Origin of the sequence: Beijerinckia sp. L45 (assembly GCF_009765775.1) — a bacterium.
In the GTDB taxonomy this organism is placed as follows: domain Bacteria; phylum Pseudomonadota; class Alphaproteobacteria; order Rhizobiales; family Beijerinckiaceae; genus RH-AL1.
Genome location: NZ_LMUU01000216.1, coordinates 89531 through 109006, shown reverse-complemented (window position 1 = coordinate 109006; position 19476 = coordinate 89531). Strand labels below are relative to the sequence as shown.

At 64.6% G+C, this 19476-nt stretch carries 18 protein-coding genes; 7 read left to right on the top strand and 11 right to left on the bottom strand.

The features are described from left to right. Nucleotides 1–127 precede the first annotated feature (127 nt). The 4 genes from GSQ79_RS23335 to GSQ79_RS23320 form a co-directional block, all read right to left on the bottom strand. Nucleotides 128–448, bottom strand: a complete 321-nt coding sequence (locus GSQ79_RS23335; RefSeq protein WP_158811172.1) for a hypothetical protein — start codon at nucleotides 446–448, stop codon at nucleotides 128–130. Between the two features lie 59 nt (nucleotides 449–507). Next, complete coding sequence (locus GSQ79_RS23330; protein ID WP_158811171.1) at nucleotides 508–3687, bottom strand: efflux RND transporter permease subunit; 3180 nt, start codon at nucleotides 3685–3687, stop codon at nucleotides 508–510. A 116-nt stretch (nucleotides 3688–3803) separates the two neighbouring features. Then, complete coding sequence (locus GSQ79_RS23325; protein WP_158811170.1) at nucleotides 3804–5057, bottom strand: efflux RND transporter periplasmic adaptor subunit; 1254 nt, start codon at nucleotides 5055–5057, stop codon at nucleotides 3804–3806. A 175-nt stretch (nucleotides 5058–5232) separates the two neighbouring features. Further along, nucleotides 5233–5820, bottom strand: coding sequence for a TetR/AcrR family transcriptional regulator (locus tag GSQ79_RS23320; protein WP_158811169.1), 588 nt, complete (start codon nucleotides 5818–5820; stop codon nucleotides 5233–5235). A gap of 236 nt (nucleotides 5821–6056) precedes the next feature. Between GSQ79_RS23320 and def the strand changes: the two genes are divergently transcribed. From def to GSQ79_RS23300, 4 genes are all read left to right on the top strand, one after another. Then, nucleotides 6057–6605 (top strand): peptide deformylase, encoded by a 549-nt coding sequence (gene def, locus GSQ79_RS23315; protein WP_158811168.1) that lies wholly within the window; start codon nucleotides 6057–6059, stop codon nucleotides 6603–6605. Nucleotides 6606–6629: 24 nt separating this feature from the next. Continuing rightward, nucleotides 6630–7547 (top strand): methionyl-tRNA formyltransferase, encoded by a 918-nt coding sequence (gene fmt, locus GSQ79_RS23310; protein WP_158811186.1) that lies wholly within the window; start codon nucleotides 6630–6632, stop codon nucleotides 7545–7547. Between the two features lie 151 nt (nucleotides 7548–7698). Further along, nucleotides 7699–8451 carry a tRNA pseudouridine(38-40) synthase TruA gene (truA, locus tag GSQ79_RS23305; protein ID WP_158811167.1) on the top strand — a complete coding sequence of 251 codons (753 nt, stop codon included), beginning with the start codon at nucleotides 7699–7701 and terminating at the stop codon, nucleotides 8449–8451. 81 nt (nucleotides 8452–8532) lie between these two features. Beyond that, the gene (locus GSQ79_RS23300; protein WP_158811166.1) at nucleotides 8533–9552 is read left to right on the top strand and encodes an LLM class flavin-dependent oxidoreductase; all 1020 of its coding nucleotides are present in this window, start codon (nucleotides 8533–8535) and stop codon (nucleotides 9550–9552) included. A gap of 170 nt (nucleotides 9553–9722) precedes the next feature. Here the strand turns inward: GSQ79_RS23300 and dapE are convergent, their stop codons facing one another. From dapE to GSQ79_RS23280, 4 genes are all read right to left on the bottom strand, one after another. Then, nucleotides 9723–10892 (bottom strand): succinyl-diaminopimelate desuccinylase, encoded by a 1170-nt coding sequence (gene dapE / locus GSQ79_RS23295; protein ID WP_158811165.1) that lies wholly within the window; start codon nucleotides 10890–10892, stop codon nucleotides 9723–9725. 421 nt (nucleotides 10893–11313) lie between these two features. Further along, a complete protein-coding gene (locus GSQ79_RS23290) occupies nucleotides 11314–11982 on the bottom strand; it encodes a sulfite oxidase-like oxidoreductase (protein WP_158811164.1) in 669 nt (222 codons plus the stop codon). A 21-nt stretch (nucleotides 11983–12003) separates the two neighbouring features. After that, entirely contained in the window at nucleotides 12004–12303 is a 300-nt protein-coding gene (locus tag GSQ79_RS23285; RefSeq protein ID WP_158811163.1) for a DNA-binding transcriptional regulator, read from the bottom strand. Continuing rightward, nucleotides 12300–12767 carry a type II toxin-antitoxin system RelE/ParE family toxin gene (locus GSQ79_RS23280; protein WP_158811162.1) on the bottom strand — a complete coding sequence of 156 codons (468 nt, stop codon included), beginning with the start codon at nucleotides 12765–12767 and terminating at the stop codon, nucleotides 12300–12302. The genes GSQ79_RS23285 and GSQ79_RS23280 overlap by 4 nt, the downstream gene beginning before the upstream one ends. A 27-nt stretch (nucleotides 12768–12794) precedes the next feature. Here GSQ79_RS23280 and GSQ79_RS23275 point away from each other — a divergent pair, with 27 nt between their 5' ends. Both GSQ79_RS23275 and GSQ79_RS23270 read left to right on the top strand, forming a co-directional pair. Further along, nucleotides 12795–14024 carry a putative DNA modification/repair radical SAM protein gene (locus GSQ79_RS23275; RefSeq protein WP_158811161.1) on the top strand — a complete coding sequence of 410 codons (1230 nt, stop codon included), beginning with the start codon at nucleotides 12795–12797 and terminating at the stop codon, nucleotides 14022–14024. Between the two features lie 208 nt (nucleotides 14025–14232). After that, entirely contained in the window at nucleotides 14233–14706 is a 474-nt protein-coding gene (locus tag GSQ79_RS23270; RefSeq protein WP_158811160.1) for a DUF29 domain-containing protein, read from the top strand. A gap of 206 nt (nucleotides 14707–14912) precedes the next feature. On the opposite strand, the gene GSQ79_RS23265 is transcribed toward GSQ79_RS23270, so the two are convergent. Continuing rightward, nucleotides 14913–16373: a hypothetical protein gene (locus GSQ79_RS23265; protein WP_158811159.1), complete on the bottom strand. Its 1461-nt coding sequence runs from the start codon at nucleotides 16371–16373 to the stop codon at nucleotides 14913–14915. Nucleotides 16374–16856: 483 nt separating this feature from the next. On the opposite strand from GSQ79_RS23265, the gene GSQ79_RS23260 reads away from it, so the two are divergent. Beyond that, complete coding sequence (locus GSQ79_RS23260; protein WP_158811158.1) at nucleotides 16857–18311, top strand: UdgX family uracil-DNA binding protein; 1455 nt, start codon at nucleotides 16857–16859, stop codon at nucleotides 18309–18311. A 66-nt stretch (nucleotides 18312–18377) separates the two neighbouring features. On the opposite strand, the gene GSQ79_RS23255 is transcribed toward GSQ79_RS23260, so the two are convergent. Then, nucleotides 18378–18794 (bottom strand): DUF805 domain-containing protein, encoded by a 417-nt coding sequence (locus GSQ79_RS23255; protein ID WP_158811157.1) that lies wholly within the window; start codon nucleotides 18792–18794, stop codon nucleotides 18378–18380. A gap of 52 nt (nucleotides 18795–18846) precedes the next feature. Continuing rightward, on the bottom strand, nucleotides 18847–19476 hold a 630-nt coding region (locus tag GSQ79_RS23250), incomplete at its 5' end, for a GGDEF domain-containing protein (protein WP_158811156.1).

Sequence of the window (19476 nt, the reverse complement as noted above, 5' to 3'; positions counted from 1 at the left end):
AAAGACGAGGCGGTTCGAGCATTTTCCACAAAAGTTGCAGACTTTCGTGGTCGAGAAAATGCTCTTACTTCCTGAGAAGAGAGCGATTTCTTATCGCTTTGGTGATTCCACCAAGGCGGAAAGCGCTTCAGGAATACCCGCCGTGGCCTTCGGTGCTGGTGACCAGCGTGGCGGCGAGTTGCAGAACCTCGGCGCGCGCCAGGGCATCCTGCTCGGCGCGCGAGACGCCGCTGTTTTCGACCTTCACCTCGCCGCTGACGCGGCCGTTATCGGTCAACAGCGTAAAGCGATAGCGTCCGAGATGACCGCGCTTGATGACGAGGTGGGGCTGGGTCATCGGGTCGTGGGCGGCATGCCCCGTCGCGCCCGGGACGGTCGCGGATCGCACGACGATCGCATCGTGCTGCGGCGCCTGCCGCGACGCATCCTTCATGCGCGAGGGGGTCATGCTCCGATCCATCATGAACTCCTCTGGAACGCGGTGGGTCAAGCCGGGGCCCTGCGGTCTCATTCCGCAGGCTCGATCGACGCGCCGTGCGGCGCCGTGCCGATCTTGCGGCGGGAATGCGCGATCGACTGCACGACGACGTAGAAGCTCGGCGTGAAGATCAGGCCGAACAGCGTCACGCCGAGCATGCCAGAGAACACCGTCGTGCCCAGCGACTGGCGCATTTCCGAACCGGCACCCGTGGCCGTCACCAGCGGAATGACGCCGAGGATGAAGGCGAAGGACGTCATCAGGATCGGCCGGAATCGCGTCCGCGCCGCCATGACGGCCGCCTCCCGCGTGGTGGCGCCGTCCTCTTCCGCCTGCTTGGCGAACTCGACGATGAGGATGGCGTTTTTCGCAGCCAGGCCGACGAGCACGACGAAGCCGATCTGCGCCAGGATGTCGACGTTCAGGGTTCGGAACAACAGACCGGTGACAGCCGCCAACAGACACATCGGCACGATCAGAACCACCGCCAGCGGCAGGCTCCAGCTCTCGTATTGCGCGGCGAGCACGAGGAACACGAAGAGGACGGCCGCGCCGAAGATCAGGATGGTGCTCGTGCCCGCCTGTTCCTGCTGGTAGGCGAGATCGGTCCACTCGTAGCCGATGCCATCCGGAAGATGCTCGGCAGCCAGGCGTTCCATCACGGCAAGGCCGTAGCTAGATGGATAGCCCGGTGCGACGCCGCCCTGAACCTCGGCGGCGGGGAACAGATCGTAGCGCGGGACGCGATACGGGTCCGTCGTTTCCCGCAGCCGCGCGACCGAGCCGATCGGCACCATGGCCCCGGCCGCATTGCGCGTCTTCAGCCGCGCGATGTCATCCTTGTTCGCACGGAAGCGACCGTCCGCCTGGGCCGTCACCTGGTAGGTGCGGCCAAGGAAGTTGAAGTCGTTGATGTAGGCCGAGCCGAGATAGACCTGCATCGCCTCGAACACCTTGTCCGGGGACACCCCGAGCTTTTCCGCGCGTTCGCGGTCGATGTCGGCATAGACGCTGGGTGTCCCCGTGCTGAACGGCGAGAACATCTGCGCCATGCCGGGCACCTTGCTGGCGGCGGCCACCAATTCCTGGGCGGCCTTGCTGAGCGCCACGGGGCCAAGGCCCTTCTGGTCCTGCAGCATCATCTTGAAGCCGCCCGCCGTGCCGATGCCGGCGACGGGCGGCGGCGGGATGGTGATGATGAAGGCGTCCTGGATGCCGGAGAGGCGCTTCGTCATTTCGCCGAGGATGTAGGCGATGTTCTGGCCGTCCTTCGCGCGCTCCTCGAAGGGTAGCAGCGGCGAGAAGATGGCGCCGGCGTTCGAGGCGTTGGTAAAGGTCGCGCCGTCGAAACCTGCGAAGGCGACGGCATTCTTCACGCCGGGCGTCGCGAGGATCGCCTCGGTCGCCTTGCGGACGACCTCGTCCGTCCGCGCCAGCGACGAGCCCGGCGGCAGCGCGAGGACGGTGATGAGATAGCCGAGATCCTGGTCCGGAATGAAGCCGGTGGGCGCCCGGTTGAACTGGTAGCCGGTCAGGCCGATCAGGCAGGCGTAGACGACGAGGACTGCCGCCAGCATCCGCAGCAGACGGGCAGTGAGTTGGCCATATTTGTCGGACAGCCATTCGAAGATGCGGTTGAAGGCATCGAAGAAGGCGACCACGGGACGCGCCAGAAGCGAATGCTTCACTTGATGATGGTCGACATGGGGCTTGAACAAAAGCGCGCAGAGCGCCGGGCTCAGAGTCAGCGAGATCAGGCAGGAGATCACCGTCGAAGCCGAGATGGTGACCGCGAACTGCTTGAAGAACTGGCCGGAGATGCCGGAGATGAACGCGGTCGGGATGAACACCGCGCAGAGCGTCAGGGCGATGGCGATCAGGGCGCCCCCGACCTCGTCCATCGTGCGGTGCGCGGCTTCGCGCGGCATCATGCCGGCGCGAAGATTGCGCTCGACGTTCTCCACCACGACGATCGCGTCATCCACGACGATACCGACGGCCAGCACCAGGCCGAACAGCGACAGGTTGTTCAGCGAGAAGCCGAGGGCCGAGAGAATGGTGAAGGTGCCGACGAGCGAGACGGGAATCGCGATGATCGGGATGATCGAGGCGCGCCATGTCTGCAGGAACACGATGACCACGACCACGACCAGCCCGACGGCCTCGAGAATGGTCGTCAGAACCTCGTGGACGGATTGCGCGATGACGATCGTCGTGTCGTAGACGATGTCGAACTTCAGGCCGGCGGGAAACGACTTCGAGAGACCTTCCATCGTATCGTGGATACGCTGTGCCGTATCGAGCGCGTTGGTGCCCGGCTGCTGGTAGATGAGGATCGGTACGGCCTTAAACAGGCCGAGGTAGCCGTTGGCGCCGTAGGTCTGGCTTCCCAGTTCAACGCGGCCGATGTCATGCACGCGCGTAACGCGGCCAGCGGCATCGGTCTTGACGATCACGTCCTCGAATTGCTTGGGATCGGTGAGGCGTCCGAGCGTCTGCACGTTGAGCTGGAAGGCCCCGGGCATGGTCATCGGCGGCTGGTTGAGGACGCCGGCCGAAACCTGGACGTTCTGCGCCTGCAAGGCGGCGACGACTTCGCCGGCGGTCAGGTTGCGGCCGGCGACCTTGTCCGGATCGAGCCAGATGCGCATCGCGTAATCCTGGCCGCCGAAGACCATGGCATTGCCGACGCCTTCGAGACGCGACAGCATGTCCTTGATGTGCAGCGTCGCGTAATTCGACATGTAGAGCTGGTCGCGCGAACCGTCCGGCGACAGCAGATGGATGACCATCAGCAGGCTCGGCGAATTCTTCTGAACGGTCACGCCGAGCCGCTGCACCTGCTCGGGCAGGCGGGGCAGGGCGATGGCCACGCGGTTCTGCGTGAGAACCTGGGCGACGTCGAGATTGGTGCCGAGACGGAACGTGACGGTGGTGACGAGATTGCCGTCGCCCGTCGCCTGACTCGAGAAATAGAGCATGTTCTCGACGCCGTTGATCTGCTGTTCCAGCGGCGTCGCCACCGTCTCGCTGATCACTTCGGCCGAGGCGCCGGGATAGCTAGCCGTGATCTGGATCGTCGGCGGCGCAATCTCGGGATATTGCGAGACCGGCAGCGTGAAGTAGGCGACGGTGCCGATGATCGTGATGAACATCGCTAGGACGGTCGCGAAAATCGGCCGGTCGATGAAGAAATGGGACAGGCGCATCGCGCGGTTTCCTTGAGAGCGCTCGTCAGCCGGACGGGATCATCCGTAAGATGAGAGTGATCATATAATTTTGATGGGCTTGGGACGGACGCCTCACCGAGGCGTCCGGGATTGCGTCAGCCTTCGGCGGGCGGCGGCGCGATCGTGCCTGGCTTCGGCGTGACTTTGCTGCCAGGGCGCGAGCGCATCAGGCCGTTGATGATCACGCGATCGTTGGGACCGAGGCCGCTCTTGATCACCCGCAGATCGCCGTCGAGAATGCCGACTTCCACGAGTTTCGGCACCACGGTGCCGTCGGGCGCGACGGTCATCACCACCTTGCGCGACTGGTCGGAGCTGACCGCCAGGTCGGGAACCAGGAGCTGGTCGGTATTGCCCGACATCGGCAGGCGGAGCCGCGCGAACTGGCCGGGCGCGATCAGCAGATCCTTGTTCGGCAGGCTGGCGCGCGCGTGGATGGTGCCGCTGCTGCGATCGAGTTCGTTGTCAACGAAGTCGAGCACACCCTTATGCTTCCAGGTGTCCTCGTCGCTGAGGCTGGCCTCGATGGTGCGGTCGACGTCCTTGCCGGCATGCTGCGACTGAAGATACCGCTGATAGGCGAGGTAATCGGTCTCGCTCATGTCGAAGTCGAGATGGATCGGGTCGAGCGAGACGATGGTGGTGAGCAGCGTCGTCGCGCCGCCGCTCTGGCCGCCACCGATCAGATTGCCCAGCGACACGCGGTGGGCGCTGATGCGGCCGGACTGCGGGGCGGTAATGCGGGTGAATTCGAGGTTCAGTTCCGCGGATCGGACGCTGGCCTTGGCCTGCTCGATCGTGGCGAGCGCGCCCTTCTGCTGTTGCACGCGCTGGTCGAGCGCCTCGCCTGACGCGTAATCGCTCCGCTTCAGTTCGGTCGTGCGGGCCAGCTGCTGGTTGGCCAGATCGAGGGCGGCCTCGGCCGTCTGCAGGCCGGCCCGCGCCTGCTGCAGTGCGATCTCGTAAGGCCGTGGATCGATGACGAAGAGCAGGTCGCCCTTCTTCACGAGCTGGCCGTCGGTAAAGTGGATCTCGGTGAGGTAGCCGCTCACCTGCGCACGTAGCTCGACACGGTCGACGGCCGAAAATTGCCCGGTGAAGCTGGTCCAGCTTCCCACTTTGTAGCGCAAGGGCGCGCTGACGGTGACTTCAGGCGGCGGGGGCGCGGCGGCGACGACTGGCGCCGGCTGATTGTTCAAGTAGCTGCGGCCGGCGAGAACGACGCCGATGACGACGACAAGTCCAAGGGTGGCGCGGCCGAGGCGCTTGCTGCGCGGCGCGGTGGCGGCGGTACGGTCGCTTGCGACAGTGCCGTCGGCATCGATCGGCGGGGAAAAATCACCGGACATTGCTCATGACTCCGAAGGCGGGGAGGCCGGCGCGATGAACGCAATGCCGGAACTATTCTAGATCGAACGGTATGATACCGGCTAAGGCCGTCAGGTCAAGTCCCTTTACGTACCGATCGGTACATATCGCGATGACCTTGATCAGTCAAGGTATTGGCATATCAGCAGATGGAGGTTAGGCCTGCAGCGGCCAGGCCGCAAGCGCCATTGCAGCAACACGTTGCAGCGATTGCCGCGTTGCACCAGACGACGCCTGGACGGCCATCCCTTGCGTGATGGTCATGATAAAGCGTCCGAGATCGGCCGGGTCCGCATTGTCCGGCAGATCCCCGTCCGCTCTGGCTTGCTCGAGACGCTTACGCAAAGCCAATTCGAACGTGGACCGACGTTTCAGAATCTCCTGGCGCACCGGTTCGGCAGCGGCCGAGCAGGACAACGCCCCGTTGGTGCCCAGACATCCCGGCGGATGTTCAACATCGGTCGCGGTATCGGCGTAACCTTTCAGCAGGCGTTCCACGACGGCGCGGGCGGTCGGCTCGTTCAGCGCCTCGCGGGTGAAGCCGAGATACGTCTCGTCATACAAATCGAGCGCCTTGCGGAACAGGTCTTCCTTGTTGCCGTAGGCGGCATAAAGGCTGGGCCGGGTGATGCCCATGGCATCCGTCAGGTCCGTCAGAGACGTTCCTTCGAAACCGCGGCGCCAGAACAATTCCAGGGCTCTGGAAAGCGCGTATTCCGTGCAGAATTCTCTGGGCCTACCCATAACCGTCCAAATGCCTCGTGTTACCGTCCTACATCGCGATAAGCACCCACCCGGGGTATTCGTTCAATTCCATACCGATCGGTAGGGGATTGTCGAGTGGCTTTTCGACCGAGGCGCGGCTTTTCCGTAAGAGATCTGTCATAAAAGTGGCATCTAGCGAAAAATTGACCGCGCGGCCGCCTGTGCCTATCTGCAGGGCTCGAATGTAGCAGTCCCGTCCCAACCCGAAGCGTCCCATGGCCATCCGTCCGATCCTCATCATCCCCGACTCCAAGCTGCGCCAAGTTGCCGTTGCCGTTCCGGCCGTCGACGCCGAGATCCGCACCCTCGTCGATGATATGTTCGAGACAATGTATGACGCGCCAGGCATCGGCCTCGCCGCGCCGCAGATCGGCGTGCTGAAGCGGGTGGTCGTGCTCGACGTGGCCAAGCGCCGGGACGAGGAGGCGACGTCCGAGCCGATGGTCTTCATCAATCCCAAGCTGGTGTGGCAGTCCGAAGAGCTGTCGACCTACGAGGAAGGCTGCCTGTCGATCCCGGACTATTACGAAGAGGTCGAGCGCCCCGCGGTGATCCGGGTCGCCTACCTCGATCGGGACGGCGCGCCGCAACAGATCGAGGCGGAAGGGATTCTCGCCACCTGCCTCCAGCACGAGATCGATCACCTCGATGGCGTGCTGTTCATCGACCACATCTCGCGGCTTAAGCGGGCGCGGGTGATGCGAAAATTCGAGAAGGCGGCCAAGCGCGATGGCGAGGACCCGCGTCCAGCCTCGCGCGCCTAAGGGACCCCTTTGCGCCTGATCTTCATGGGCACGCCGGCCTTCGCGGTGCCGACGCTCGCCGCCCTGGTGGAAGCCGGCCACGACATCGCCGCCGTCTACACGCGCGCGCCCAAACCCGCAGGACGCCGCGGCCTCGACCTGACGCCTTCGCCGATCCAGGTCTTTGCCGAAAGCCAGGGCCTTCCGGTGGTCACGCCGAAAACGTTGCGCGGACCGGAGGCGGAAGCCGTTTTCGCCGGCACCGGGGCAACGATGGGCATCGTCGTCGGCTACGGCATGCTTCTGCCGCCGTCGATCCTTGGTGCGGTTCCGCAGGGCTGCCTCAACCTGCATCCCTCGCTGCTGCCGCGCTGGCGCGGCGCGGCGCCGATCCAGCGGCCGATCATGGCCGGCGACATGGAGACGGCAGCGGCGATCATGCGGATGGACGAGGGCCTCGACACCGGGCCGGTGGCTTTAAGCGAGACGGTTCCGATCCCGCCGGACGCGACCGCCGGTGCCATGCACGACCAGCTTGCCGCGCTGGGCGCGCGGCTAATGGTGCAGGCAGTGGCGATGGCCGAGGCCGGCACCTTGGTGTTCACGCCGCAGGCCGAGGCGGGCGTCGTCTATGCGCAAAAGATCGACAAGGCGGAGGCGCGGCTCGACTGGTCCGCGCCGGCCGCCGAAGTCCACAATAAAATCCGCGGCCTGGCGCCGTTCCCCGGCGCCTTTTTCGAAGCGGATTTCGGCAAGGGGCCGGAGCGCGTCAAAGTTTTGCGCGCCCGGCTTGGTGACGGGTCGGGTGAGCCCGGGACGCTGCTCGACGATGTCTTGACGGTGGCTTGTGGCACGGGGGCCGTGCAACTGCTGCAGATCCAGCGCGCCGGCAAGGCGCCGATGGAGGCGTCTGCCTTTTTGCGCGGGACGCCGCTCGAGGCGGGTACTGTGCTGCGATGCTGATCAAGGATCTGCCCCTCTCCCCCTTGCGGAGAGAGGTCGGGAGTGGGGGTCGGCATGTTCATCCGATTTCGCTACGAACATCGCGACTTCCATCCCTCGCCCTTCCCCGCAAGGGGGAAGGGAACGCGCGGCGTCGCCGGGCAAAAACCTGATGCCGCGCTACAAACTCACGCTCGAATACGACGGTACGCGCTTCGTCGGCTGGCAGCGCCAGGCCAATGGGCTGGCGGTGCAGGAGGTGATCGAGCGCGCGCTGTTCGCCATGTCCGGCGAGATTGTCGTGATCCGCGGCGCCGGGCGCACCGATGCCGGCGTTCACGCGACGGCGCAGGTGGCCCATGCCGATCTTTCGCGCGTCTGGCGTTGCGACGTGCTGCGCGATGGGCTCAACGCCCATATGCGGCCGCACGCCGTCGCGATTATCCTGGTCGAGGCGGTGGACGACACGTTCGATGCCCGGTTTTCCGCGGTGCGCCGGCACTATGTTTACAAGCTGCGCAACCGCCGCGCGCCGCTGACGCTCGAAGCCGACCGCGAGTGGCTGATCAAGCGCAAGCTCGACGCGGGCGCGATGCAGGCCGGCGCGCAGCTGCTGCTCGGCACCCACGATTTTTCGACGTTCCGCGACAGCGAGTGCCAGGCGGACAGCCCGATTCGAACCCTGGAGCAGCTCGACGTTTCGCGCGAGGGCGAGACGATTCTGGTGCGTGTCGCCGCGCGCTCGTTCCTCCATCGCCAGGTCCGCTCGATGGTCGGCTCGCTCGAACAGGTCGGCTCCGGCCGCTGGACGCCGCAGGATTTGCGCGCCGCGCTCGACGCGCGAGACCGCAAGTTTTGTGGAACCGTGGCGCCGGCCGCGGGTCTCTATCTGGTGGGCGTGGATTATGAGGACACGCCTGGCTGACGTCGCGGCGCGCGGTGCGCCGCACAAAATCGTCAGACCCAAACCATAGCCAAACGCCGGGGCCATCCCCACGTGACATCCATGTCCACGCACCCGATCCCCTTTTCCGTCCTCGATCTCTCGCCCGTCCTCGCCGGGGAAACGCCGCGCGACGCGATGCAGCACACCGTCGCCTTGGCGCAGCACGCCGAGGCGCTGGGTTACAAGCGCTTCTGGCTCGCCGAGCACCACAACATGGTCGGCATCGCCAGCGCGGCGACGTCCGTCCTGATCGGCCACGTCGCCGGGCAGACGAAGACGATCCGCGTCGGCTCCGGCGGCATCATGCTGCCGAACCATGCGCCGCTGCAGATCGCCGAACAGTTCGGCACGCTGGAAACCCTGTATCCCGGCCGCATCGATCTCGGCCTAGGCCGGGCACCCGGCGGCGACCAGAACACGCTGCGCGCTCTGCGCCGCGGGCCGGACACGGCGGATCGCTTTCCGCAGGACGTTCAGGAGCTCGAGTTCTTCTTCGCTGATCCCGTGCCGAATCAGGGAATCATGGCTGTGCCGGGCGCGGGGCTGAAGGTGCCGCTCTGGCTGCTCGGTTCCAGCACGTTTTCGGCGCAGCTCGCCGCGATGCTCGGCCTGCCCTTCGCCTTCGCCGCGCATTTCGCGCCGGACTCGCTGCACGAGGCGCTGCGGCTCTATCGCACCACCTTCAAGCCGTCGGACCAGCTCACCAAGCCTTATGCGATGGTCGGCGTGACCATCGTCGCCGCGGAGACCGACGCCGAGGCGCAGTATCTGTTCACCTCGCTGCAGCAGGCGTTTATCGCGCTGCGCCGTGGCAATCCGGGGCTGCTGCAGCCGCCCGTCGCCGACCTCGACACGATCGCGCCGCCCGGCCAGCGCGCCGGCGTCGACCACGCGCTGCGCTATGCCATCGTCGGATCGCCGGAGACGGTGAAGACGGGGCTGGAGTCTCTTCTGGCCGAGACCGGCGCGGATGAATTGATGATCACCGCGCAGATTTTCGACCAGGCGGCGCGACGGCGGTCGTTCGAGATCGTCGCGGGCCTGCGGGAGTCCGTGGGGCAGGCGCAGAAGGCGGCGTGATCTCGCCTTCTCCCGCCTGCGGGAGAAGGTGTCGACGCGAAGCGGCGACGGATGAGGGCGGTGCAGACGGCCCGCGGTCTTGTCACTGGTCTTCACGTCGTCGCCCTCATCCGACCCTTGCTGACGCAAGGGCCTCCTTCTCCCACAAGTGGGAGAAGGAGCACGCGGCGTCACCCGAAATACGCCGCCAAAATCCGCCCATACACCGCTGTCAGCTGCTCCAGATCTGCGACAGGCACGCGCTCGTCGACCATGTGCATCGTGTCGCCGACGAGGCCCAGTTCGATCACCGGGCAGAATTTTCGGATGAAGCGCGCGTCCGATGTACCGCCGGAGGTGGAGAGTTCGGGCCTGTGCCCGGTTTCGGCCGCGATGGCATCGGCCGCGAGGTCGGTGAAGGGCGAGGTCGGCGTCAGGAACGACGGGGCGTTGCACGGCAGAAACGCCAGCGTGTAGCGAACTTCGCCGGCGACGGCCGCCGCACGGCGGCTGAGTTCGGCCGCCAAGGTTTCCGCGCTCCACGTGTCGTTGAAACGGATGTTGAACGCCGCCACGGCCCCTGCGGGGATGATGTTGGTCGCCGCATTGCCGACATCGATGCTGGTGACTTCCAAGTTGGTCGGGTCGAAATGCGCGGTGCCGGCATCAAGCGCCGGTGCCAGCAGCGCCTGCAGGATCGTGAGCAGGGCGGGGATCGGGTTGTCGGCCTTGTGGGGATAGGCGACGTGGCCCTGGCGACCGTGCACGGTGAGGCGTCCGTTGAGGGAGCCGCGGCGGCCGATCTTGATCATGTCGCCCAGGCTCGCGCGGCTCGTCGGTTCGCCGACGATGCAATGATCGAAGCGCTCGCCTTTGTCATGCGCCCAGTCGAGCAGCTTGGTCGTGCCGTTGATCGCCGGGCCCTCCTCGTCGCCGGTGATGAGAAAGCCGATCGAGCCTTTCGGCGCACCATTTTTGGCGATGTAATCGAGCGCCGCGGCGGCAAAGGCGGCGATGCCGCCCTTCATGTCCGCCGCGCCGCGCCCCCACACCATGCCGTCGGCGACCTCGCCCCCGAACGGGTCGTGCCGCCACGCCGATACCGCGCCCGGCGGCACGACGTCGGTATGGCCGGCGAACAGCAGGTACGGCGCGCCGGTGCCGATGCGGGCATAGAGATTGTCGATGTCCGGCGTGCCGGGCTCGGCGAAGTGCACGCGGTGGGTGGCGAAGCCGGCGCCGTCCAGCAGGCGCTGCAACGTGTCGAGCGCGCCGGCGTCGGCGGGTGTGACGGAGGGGCAGCGCAGCAGGCTTTGGCAGACGGCGAGGGCGTCGGCGTGCTTCTCTATTTCAACGTCCATGGTTTAGAATCCAGGCGCACAGGTCGATACAAGCCGCATCTTCGAACATTCGATTTCCCACAATCCCGCCTCCGGACAAGCCGCTAGGAGAAGGTCGCCATTCTTCTTCGTGGTCACCAAGCAGGCGTCCTGATCGAGCATCACCTTGTTCGGTCCGGACGTTGACCAATGCCGAGCTTCGGACCATCGATCTAAGCCAACGGTTGTTAGTTTCAGCCATCCGGTCGCTTCAAAACATATCTCTACAAATCCGGTGACCCAGCCGTCCCGCCAAGCTGCGGAACGTTCCTTCTCACCGGGTCGATTGATATAGCAGCCTAGGTTCAAGCCTGAGCCATAGGTCTGGGCAAGGGGCTGGCTTACCGGCACGGTACATGATGTCAGAATCAAAAGCGCAGCCCCCAACCGCTGTGCTCGCGCCTCAGTCATCGGAATAGCGCTGCTCCGTCCACGGGTCGCCGCGATCATGGTAGCCGCGCGTCTCCCAGAAGCCGGGCTCGTCGGCCGTCTTGAACTCGATGGCGCGCAGCCACTTGGCGCTTTTCCAGAGATAGAGATGCGGCACGATCAGGCGCACCGGGCCGCCGTGCTCCCGGGTCAGCGGCTTGCCCTCCCAGCCATGGACCAGCAGGGCATCGGCCGCGGCGAAGTCGGCGAGCGGCAGGTTGGTCGTGTAGCCGTCGTCCGCGTGCAGCACCACGAAATGGGCGTCCGCGCGGGGCTGCACGACGTCCAGCAGGGTGCGCGTGGCGACGCCGTCCCAGCGGTTGTCGTACCGCGACCACGTCGTCACGCAGTGCATGTCTGAGACGAAGCTACTCTGCGGCTGCGCCTGAAACGTCGCCCAATCCCAATGAATCGACGTATCGACCGCGCCCGTGACGTCGAGCGTCCAGCGCTCTTTCAAAATGTTGGGCTGGACGCCGAGGTCGAGTACCGGCCAGTCGCGCACCAGATGCTGCCCGGGCGGCAGGCGCTCGGACTCGGGCCGACCTTCGCGGCCGGTGAGAAATTTGTGCTCCTGCGCCCAGCGCAGCTTGCTGCGCGTGAGCTTCGAATCCGGTGGGGCGCCGGTGTCGGGATCGGTCATTGGGCAGGCCTCAAAGCATCGTCAGGCGGCTTCGCCCAGTGTCTCTTCCACGACGCGGGGGTTGCGGTCCAGCATCGCAAGCAAAACCCGCGCGGGGCCGTCCGGCGTGCGGCGCCCTTGCTCCCAATTCCGGAGCGTCGAAACGGCCACGCCGATGCGCCCGGCGAAAGCTGTCTGCGACAGACCGGTGCGCCGACGGATCGCCGCGACATCGACCATGACCGGCACGTGAATGCGGATGCCGGAGACATCGCCACCACCGGCGTGCGCGAGCGCTTCCTGAAGTCCGGCCATGATCCGATCGAACGGTTTTGCCTTCATCGTGTCGTCCTTCGTGTCCGCCATGTCTCCTTGAGCAGGGTTATGGCCTTCTGAATGGCCTCGATTTCCGAGACGGTGAACGTGCCACGCTCGCCTTTGCTTAAGAGAGCGAGCAGATACACCGGTGCATCCTCGCCAATGTAAGCGGCCATGACGCGATACCCGCCGCTTTTCCCCTTACCACGCCCGGCGAAGCGTATCTTGCGAACGCCGCCCGACCCCCGCACCTCGTCGCCTTGAAACGGGTCGGCGGCGATCGAGTCGATGATCGCCTTGACTTCACCTTCGGATACGCCTGCAGCAGCGACGTCCCTCACGAATTGAGGAAGCTCCGCTACGGTTCGCAAGCGATCGACCATCGCCGGAATATACGTCAATGGCGCATAGGCGCAATGGGGTGCAGCAGCTTTTTGTCTCAGGCGAAAGGCGAGACGGCCCCTTGCCTTCTCCGGCCGCTCGAACAAATAAGGAACGGTTCACCCGGATCCTTCATGCAGACCACGCTCCAAAAGCTCGCCGTCCTCGCCGATGCCGCCAAATACGATGCCTCCTGCGCGTCGAGCGGCACGGACAAGAAGTCGTCGCTGAAGACCAAAGGCATCGGCTCGACCGAGGGCATGGGGATCTGCCACGCCTATGCGCCGGACGGGCGCTGCATCTCGCTGCTGAAAATTCTGCTGACGAACTACTGCCGGTTCGACTGCCACTATTGTGTCAACCGGGTGTCGAGCAACGTCCCGCGGGCGCGCTTCACGGTGGACGAGGTGGTCGACCTCACCATGGGCTTCTACAAGCGCAATTATATCGAGGGGCTGTTTCTCTCCTCCGGCATCATCCAATCGCCGGATTACACGATGGAACAGGTCGTCGCCGTCGCGCGAAAACTGCGGCTGGAGCAAAAATTCTCCGGCTATATCCACCTCAAGACCATTCCCGATGCCGATCCGGCGCTGCTGCTGGAGGCCGGCCGCTACGCCGACCGTCTGTCGATCAACGTCGAGCTCCCGCAGGAGGAAAGCTTGAAGCGGCTGGCGCCGGAGAAAGATGCCGGGCGCATTCGTCAGGCCATGGGCGGGATGCGGATCCGCATCGAGGACGCCAAGGCCGAGCGCAAGGAGAACCGTAAGGCGCCGCGTTTCGCGCCGGCGGGGCAGAGCACGCAGATGATCATCGGTGCCGATGCCGCCGACGACACCAGCATTCTGCGCGCGAGTTCGACCATGTATTCCAGCTACAAGCTCACCCGCGTGTATTATTCCGCGTTCAGCCCGATCCCGGATTCGAGCAAGATCCTGCCGCTGATCAAGCCGCCGTTGATGCGCGAGCATCGGCTGTATCAGGCCGACTGGCTGCTGCGGTTCTATGGATTTGGCGTCGAGGAAATCGTCGGGGTGCACGAGGGCGGCATGCTCGATCTGCATGTCGACCCAAAAACCGCCTGGGCGCTGCAGAACCGGCAATGGTATCCGGTCGACGTCAACACGGCGGACCGCGAGCGTCTGCTCCGCGTGCCCGGCCTCGGCGCCAAAGCGATCGGCAAGATCCTGGGGTCGCGACGCTGGCGCAGCCTGCGGCTCGAGGATCTGGCGCGGCTTTGTCATTCCGTAAAGAAGGTCATGCCGTTCATCACCTGCGCCGACTGGCATCCCGGCGGGCTGACGGAAAGTGCAGGGCTGAAGGCGACGGTGGCGCCGGTGCGGCAGCTGGAGCTGTTTGGGTAGGCTGAGCCTCGCGGCGCCCGCTTCATTATGGAGACAGCGTGGGCCCCCCCACGGGTTGCCGACAGCCTCGTCCTTGGCGGCGAGCCGGATTGAGATCGCATCGCGAAAACACCGGGAGCGCGCGGATCTGCAGATGACGGGTCGTCTCATAGAGATCCGGACCGAGCGCATACATGGTACCAAAGCACGCCCACGAAGAGGAGCGGCGATGGACACTTTAGATGCCAAAGATCCAGACACGCTTTACGAGCAAGACTTCGTAACCTGGACGGAGCGGCAGGCTGCCTTGTTGAAGGAAGGGCGGCTCGACCTTGTCGACGTCGCAAATTTGGCGGAGGAGATCGAGTCCCTGGGCAGGTCTCAAATCTCGGCGCTACGATCATCCTACAAGCTGATCGCGATGCACCTCCTGAAGCTGATGAAGCAGCCGGAGAAGGCTACGCCTAGCAGGGAGAATACGATCAACCGCGAGCGTGGGAACGTTATAGATCTTCTGGACGAAAACCCGGGTATGAGGCCAAAACGGTCCGAGCTATTTGCGAAAGCGTACGTCTCTGCCCGGTCGGATGCGGCCTTCGAAACACAGATTGACCTCGAGCACTTTCCCGAGGAGCCGCCATTCTCGCTGGAACAGATCGAGAGCAAGGCGTTCTGGCCGCCAGGTTTCCCCCGACCGAGATGAATGATTGCACAACATGCTTGCTGATGGACGTCTTGGTCAAAGACGTTTCTCTTCTGCGGCGTTTGCGTAGCGCAGACTGATCGGCGTCAGCGATCGGTCCAGAGCCGTTTGAAGACGACGATCACACCGTCTAGCGCCCTACCGTTTGGAAGCGGTTGGCGCGTCCGGTGCAACAATCGCCGCTGTGGGCAATGCCGCCCCGCCGGCTACGGCTTCGCTCCATCGCCTTTCGCCACTGTGCCGACCGGTGCCGTCGCTATTTTCGGCTTGTGCGTCCACGACGCGATCGCCCGCGCCATCAATGGCGTCGCGGATATCCCGTGCTCGACGCGCACGTCGACGATTTGCAGCGCCTCGGTGAGGATGGGCACGACGAGCCATCGGCGGCTCATGAGCAGTGTCGTCGCAGGCGTTCCCGCGGTGTCGCGTGCGAGCGCCATCGTGAAGGCGCCCGCCATGCTCGAAGAGACCGTGCCGTCCAGAGGCGTCACCTGCAGCGGCGTTTCCGAGCGGGCCTGCAGCGGCGACACGCGCATGATCTTCCGCAAGCTGTGATTAGGCGTCCAGAAGGTCATCTCGATGCGCAGGGCGCCGTCCGAGCCAGGGTCTGGCGCGATGCGAAGATCGAGGCTGGTCTGTGCCTGTGGGATCTCGATGTGGGCGCCGAGCACGAGCGTGTCGTCTGTCGCGCCGGGCTGGCGATCCAGCGTCCAGGTCACGCGCCCTTGCGTGATCTTCTGCTTGGGGGCATCGCCCGCCGGATCGACGAATAGGGCCTCTTCCGGGGCGCTCGTGGCGAGATGCGCGACGTCGCGCCGCGGCGCAACAGGCTTCACATCCGCAAGGGCGTTGCCGTCGCCTTCGTCGGTGACGAGCGCGGTAGTCTGCATTTCATCGCGGCTCATCCAAAGCATGGCCGACGGCGGCGTCGCGAGCATCAGCGACATGATCGCGGGCTTGACGCCCATCGCGGCCAGATACGATCCGACGCGATCATAGACGGCTTTCGACGGCGCGGCGGTGAAATGCTCCGTCTTCACCAGGCGCTCGGCGACGACGGTCCGATCGATCAGGATCTTCACGCCGCCGACGGTCCGGGTGAGGTCGCGAAAGATCTTCTGTTTCCAGATTCGGGTGCCGTTGTTGATGATCTGATGCACGCCGACATGGGTGCCGAGAGCGGCGACCCGTTTGCTGCCGGCTGCGAGGATCAACGGGCAGGCGGAGGCGCAGATGGATCCGATCACCTGGGCTCTGCCTGTATCGGGCTCGGGGTGCGCGGAGCATGATGCGCCCGCGCAGATATCCGGCAGCGTCTGGGTGACGGCGACGTCGAGATGTCGTGCCCGGATCATTCGCCCGATGGCCATGGCGTCCGACACCGAGCCGCCGATCGAATCGATGAAGACCGGCAGGCGTCGCGAGCCGAGCGACCGAAAAACACGCTCGAACCCGATGCGGCTTTCGGGCGTGATCTTGCCGTCGGCGGCAATCCACTCCAGGCAGTTCGGCGCGCAGCCGGGCCCGGCGTCGCGGACGATATGGACCTGCATGGGTTTCATGCGGTCGGGGATCTGCGCGGCGTTTGCAGGGCCTAGGGTGAGGGCGGCGGCGAAACCGGCTGCGGCGACGAGGGTTCGGAGGAAGCGGCACAGGCGAGGCTGCATGACACTCCGATCCGAGCGCGCATCTTTTAAGCCGTTCGTAGCGCGTCGAAACGAAACCTATTTGGTCTTTTGTAAGCGATCAATATCGGTTGCTGCTTTCCGCTCGATCTCGCGATTGTCGCATAAGGTGGGCTCTACGCGCCATCGGAGGTTATCCTGGGCTCGCCGAAGGCGAGAGCCCGCGATGTATAAAATGCGGCGCAGGACATGCTGCGTCGCCGTGATCTCAGCGGCCGGGACGCTGGTTCATGGATCCCGGGTCCGCGCTTCGCGCGTCCCAGGATATCAGCCGGTCGTCGGTGTTTATGTGCGTTTGCGCAGTTTCGCCGCAGGCTCACTACCGCACCAAATTGCTTGTGCCGCGTTATGCGGCCCCGGATCGGTGAAGCCGGCAGGTTGAGATCGTGACGCAGTGACGCATCGTGACGCAAAAATGGTGATGTTTCGCGCGGCGTTCATGTGGTGCGCCCGGGGAACAATTCGATGAAACGCGTCACCCTCGCCCATCAACTCGACTTCGACGGCTGGCGTACAGCGGCGCGCTCTGCGGTCCTCGCCGCCGTGCTGCCCGACCAGATCGTCTGGCGCGTTGGCGACGAAGCGGCGGATGATCTTTTCGCAACGGACGAGATCGCCGATGCGCCGCTGCCGGCCGTCGACCAGCCCGCCTTCACCGTCTCCCGCGCCTTCGTCGATCTGGCGAAGGAGTTGATTCTGCATCGCGATCCCGCGCGCTTTCCGCTGATGTATCGCCTGCTGTGGCGTCTCCGAAGCGAACCGCATCTGCTTGCCGACGCCAGCGATCCCGACGTGCATCTCGCCCACACGATGACGAAAAGCATTCATCGCGACATCCACAAAATGCACGCCTTCGTGCGCTTCAAGGAGATCGAGGCGCCCGACGGCGAGGCGGCGTTCATCGCCTGGTTCGAACCGGATCATTACATCGTCGAGGCGACGGGGCCGTTCTTCATGCGCCGCTTCACCGGCATGCGCTGGTCGATCCTGACGCCCGACGGCTCGGCGTTCTGGGACAAGGAAACCCTGCGCTTCGGCCCCGGCGCCGCCAAGGCGGATGTGCCCGACGAGGACAGGCTCGAAGAGCATTGGCGGACCTACTACGCTTCGATCTTCAACCCGGCGCGGCTGAAGATCGACGCGATGCAGAAGGAAATGCCCAAAAAATATTGGAAGAACCTGCCGGAAGCCCGGATGATCGAAGGGCTGATCCGTGATGCCGGCTCGCGCATGGAGGACATGATTTTGGCCGAACCGACGAAACGATCGAAGCTGGCAGCGGCCGTCGCCAAGCAAACGCCCGACGCCGTCGTCGAGCCGATGACGAAACCGGAGACACTTCAAGAGGCCCGCGCGGCGGCAAAATCCTGCAGGCGCTGCGATCTCTATGGCCCGGCGACGCAAGTCGTCTTCGGCGAGGGGCCCGAGGATGCCGAGATCATGTTCGTCGGCGAACAACCCGGCGACAAGGAGGATCTTGCCGGTCATCCCTTTGTCGGACCAGCGGGCGAGATGTTCAATCGCGCGCTGGGCGAAGCCGGGGTCGACCGATCACGGGTCTACGTCACCAATGCGGTGAAGCATTTCAAATACGAGCCGCGCGGCAAATTTCGGCTGCACAAGAAGCCGGACACGGGCGAGATCCAGGCCTGCCGCTGGTGGTTGGACCTCGAACGATCTTTTTTGAAGCCGAAGCTGATCGTCGCGCTTGGCGCCTCGGCCGGGCAGGGACTGCTGGGTCGTGCCGTGCGCGTCAACGCCGAGCGCGGCACGCCGATGACGATGCCGGACGGCGCGCCGGTATTCCTGACCGTGCACCCGTCCTACCTGTTGCGGCTGCCGGACGCCGACGCCAAGGCGCGCGAATATGCGCGGTTCGTGGACGATCTCCGCGCGGTGCGGTCGGTGGTCTACGGGTGATGCGCCGGGCCGCGGATTGCTCCCGGTCGACCCGCGGGCCAAGCCTCGTCGCGTGCTGAAGACGCTTTAGGACGCCGCGAGCATGGACGGCGTCGAAGCCTGCCGTCCGAGCGGATCCGGACCGAAGCGATTGGGCCCGGCCGTCCCACGCAACATGCCGCACTCGATCAGCAGCCACAGGCCGCCGACATACGGCACGAACGCTAGCAGAAACCACCATCCCGATTTGTTCCTGTCATGCAGGCGTTTGATGGCAATGCAGGTGTTGATCCAGAGGTACAGGATCGAGCCGACGATCATGACGGCGATGATGAAAACTTGCAGGGCTGTAAGGGTTTCGCTGCCATCTTTGCCCTGCGCCATGAGGACATAGAAAATACCGAAGAATATCAAATACAGACATCCGAGACCCAGGGTATTCTTCCAATACGACAGTCGCGTGAACCGACCCGTTGCCGAGAAAGCTGTATTTATGAAAATCATTGGAGCACTCCGCTCAAATATTCGAGCAGTATGCAAAGGACAGCTTGGTGCGTCAACGGATATCGAAAGCAATACTGTTGTCGTCGGCGGCGACCTGGGCGATCGCGGGCAATTCCGGCGCCGCGAGCTCCGGCGTGGTCACACGACCAAGTCCGCTCTCGATCTCCAGCACCGTTTCATCCGCCAAGGTCCCGACACGATCGCGGCCCAGGCGCTTGGAGCGGTACAAGGCGGCGTCGGCCTTTCTCAGGATCGGCTCGAAGGCCTCCGACGCGAGATCGCCCACGGCGACACCGATGCTCAAAGTCGGCCGGCTGATGATATCGTCGAGGCGGTTGAGACCGTCGGCGAAGGCGCGGCGGATCCGCTCCGCGATGCGCACGGCCTCGTCGTTCGGCGTATTGGCGAGAACCACGATAAATTCGTCGCCGCCGTGGCGCATGACGATGTCGCGCTCACGAACCTGCCGGGTCGCGACGCCGGCGAGGAGCACGAGAACGCGATCGCCTGCGGCGTGGCCGTCGGTATCGTTGAGCAGCTTGAAATGATCGATGTCGATCAGCAGCAGCGCAATGCCCTTGCCCTGTGGGCCGCCGCGCGCCGGCGCGAACCGCTCGATCCAGGTGCGCAGCCCTATGCGGTTTCTGACACTCGTCAGGGGATCGTTCTCGGCGCGGGACAT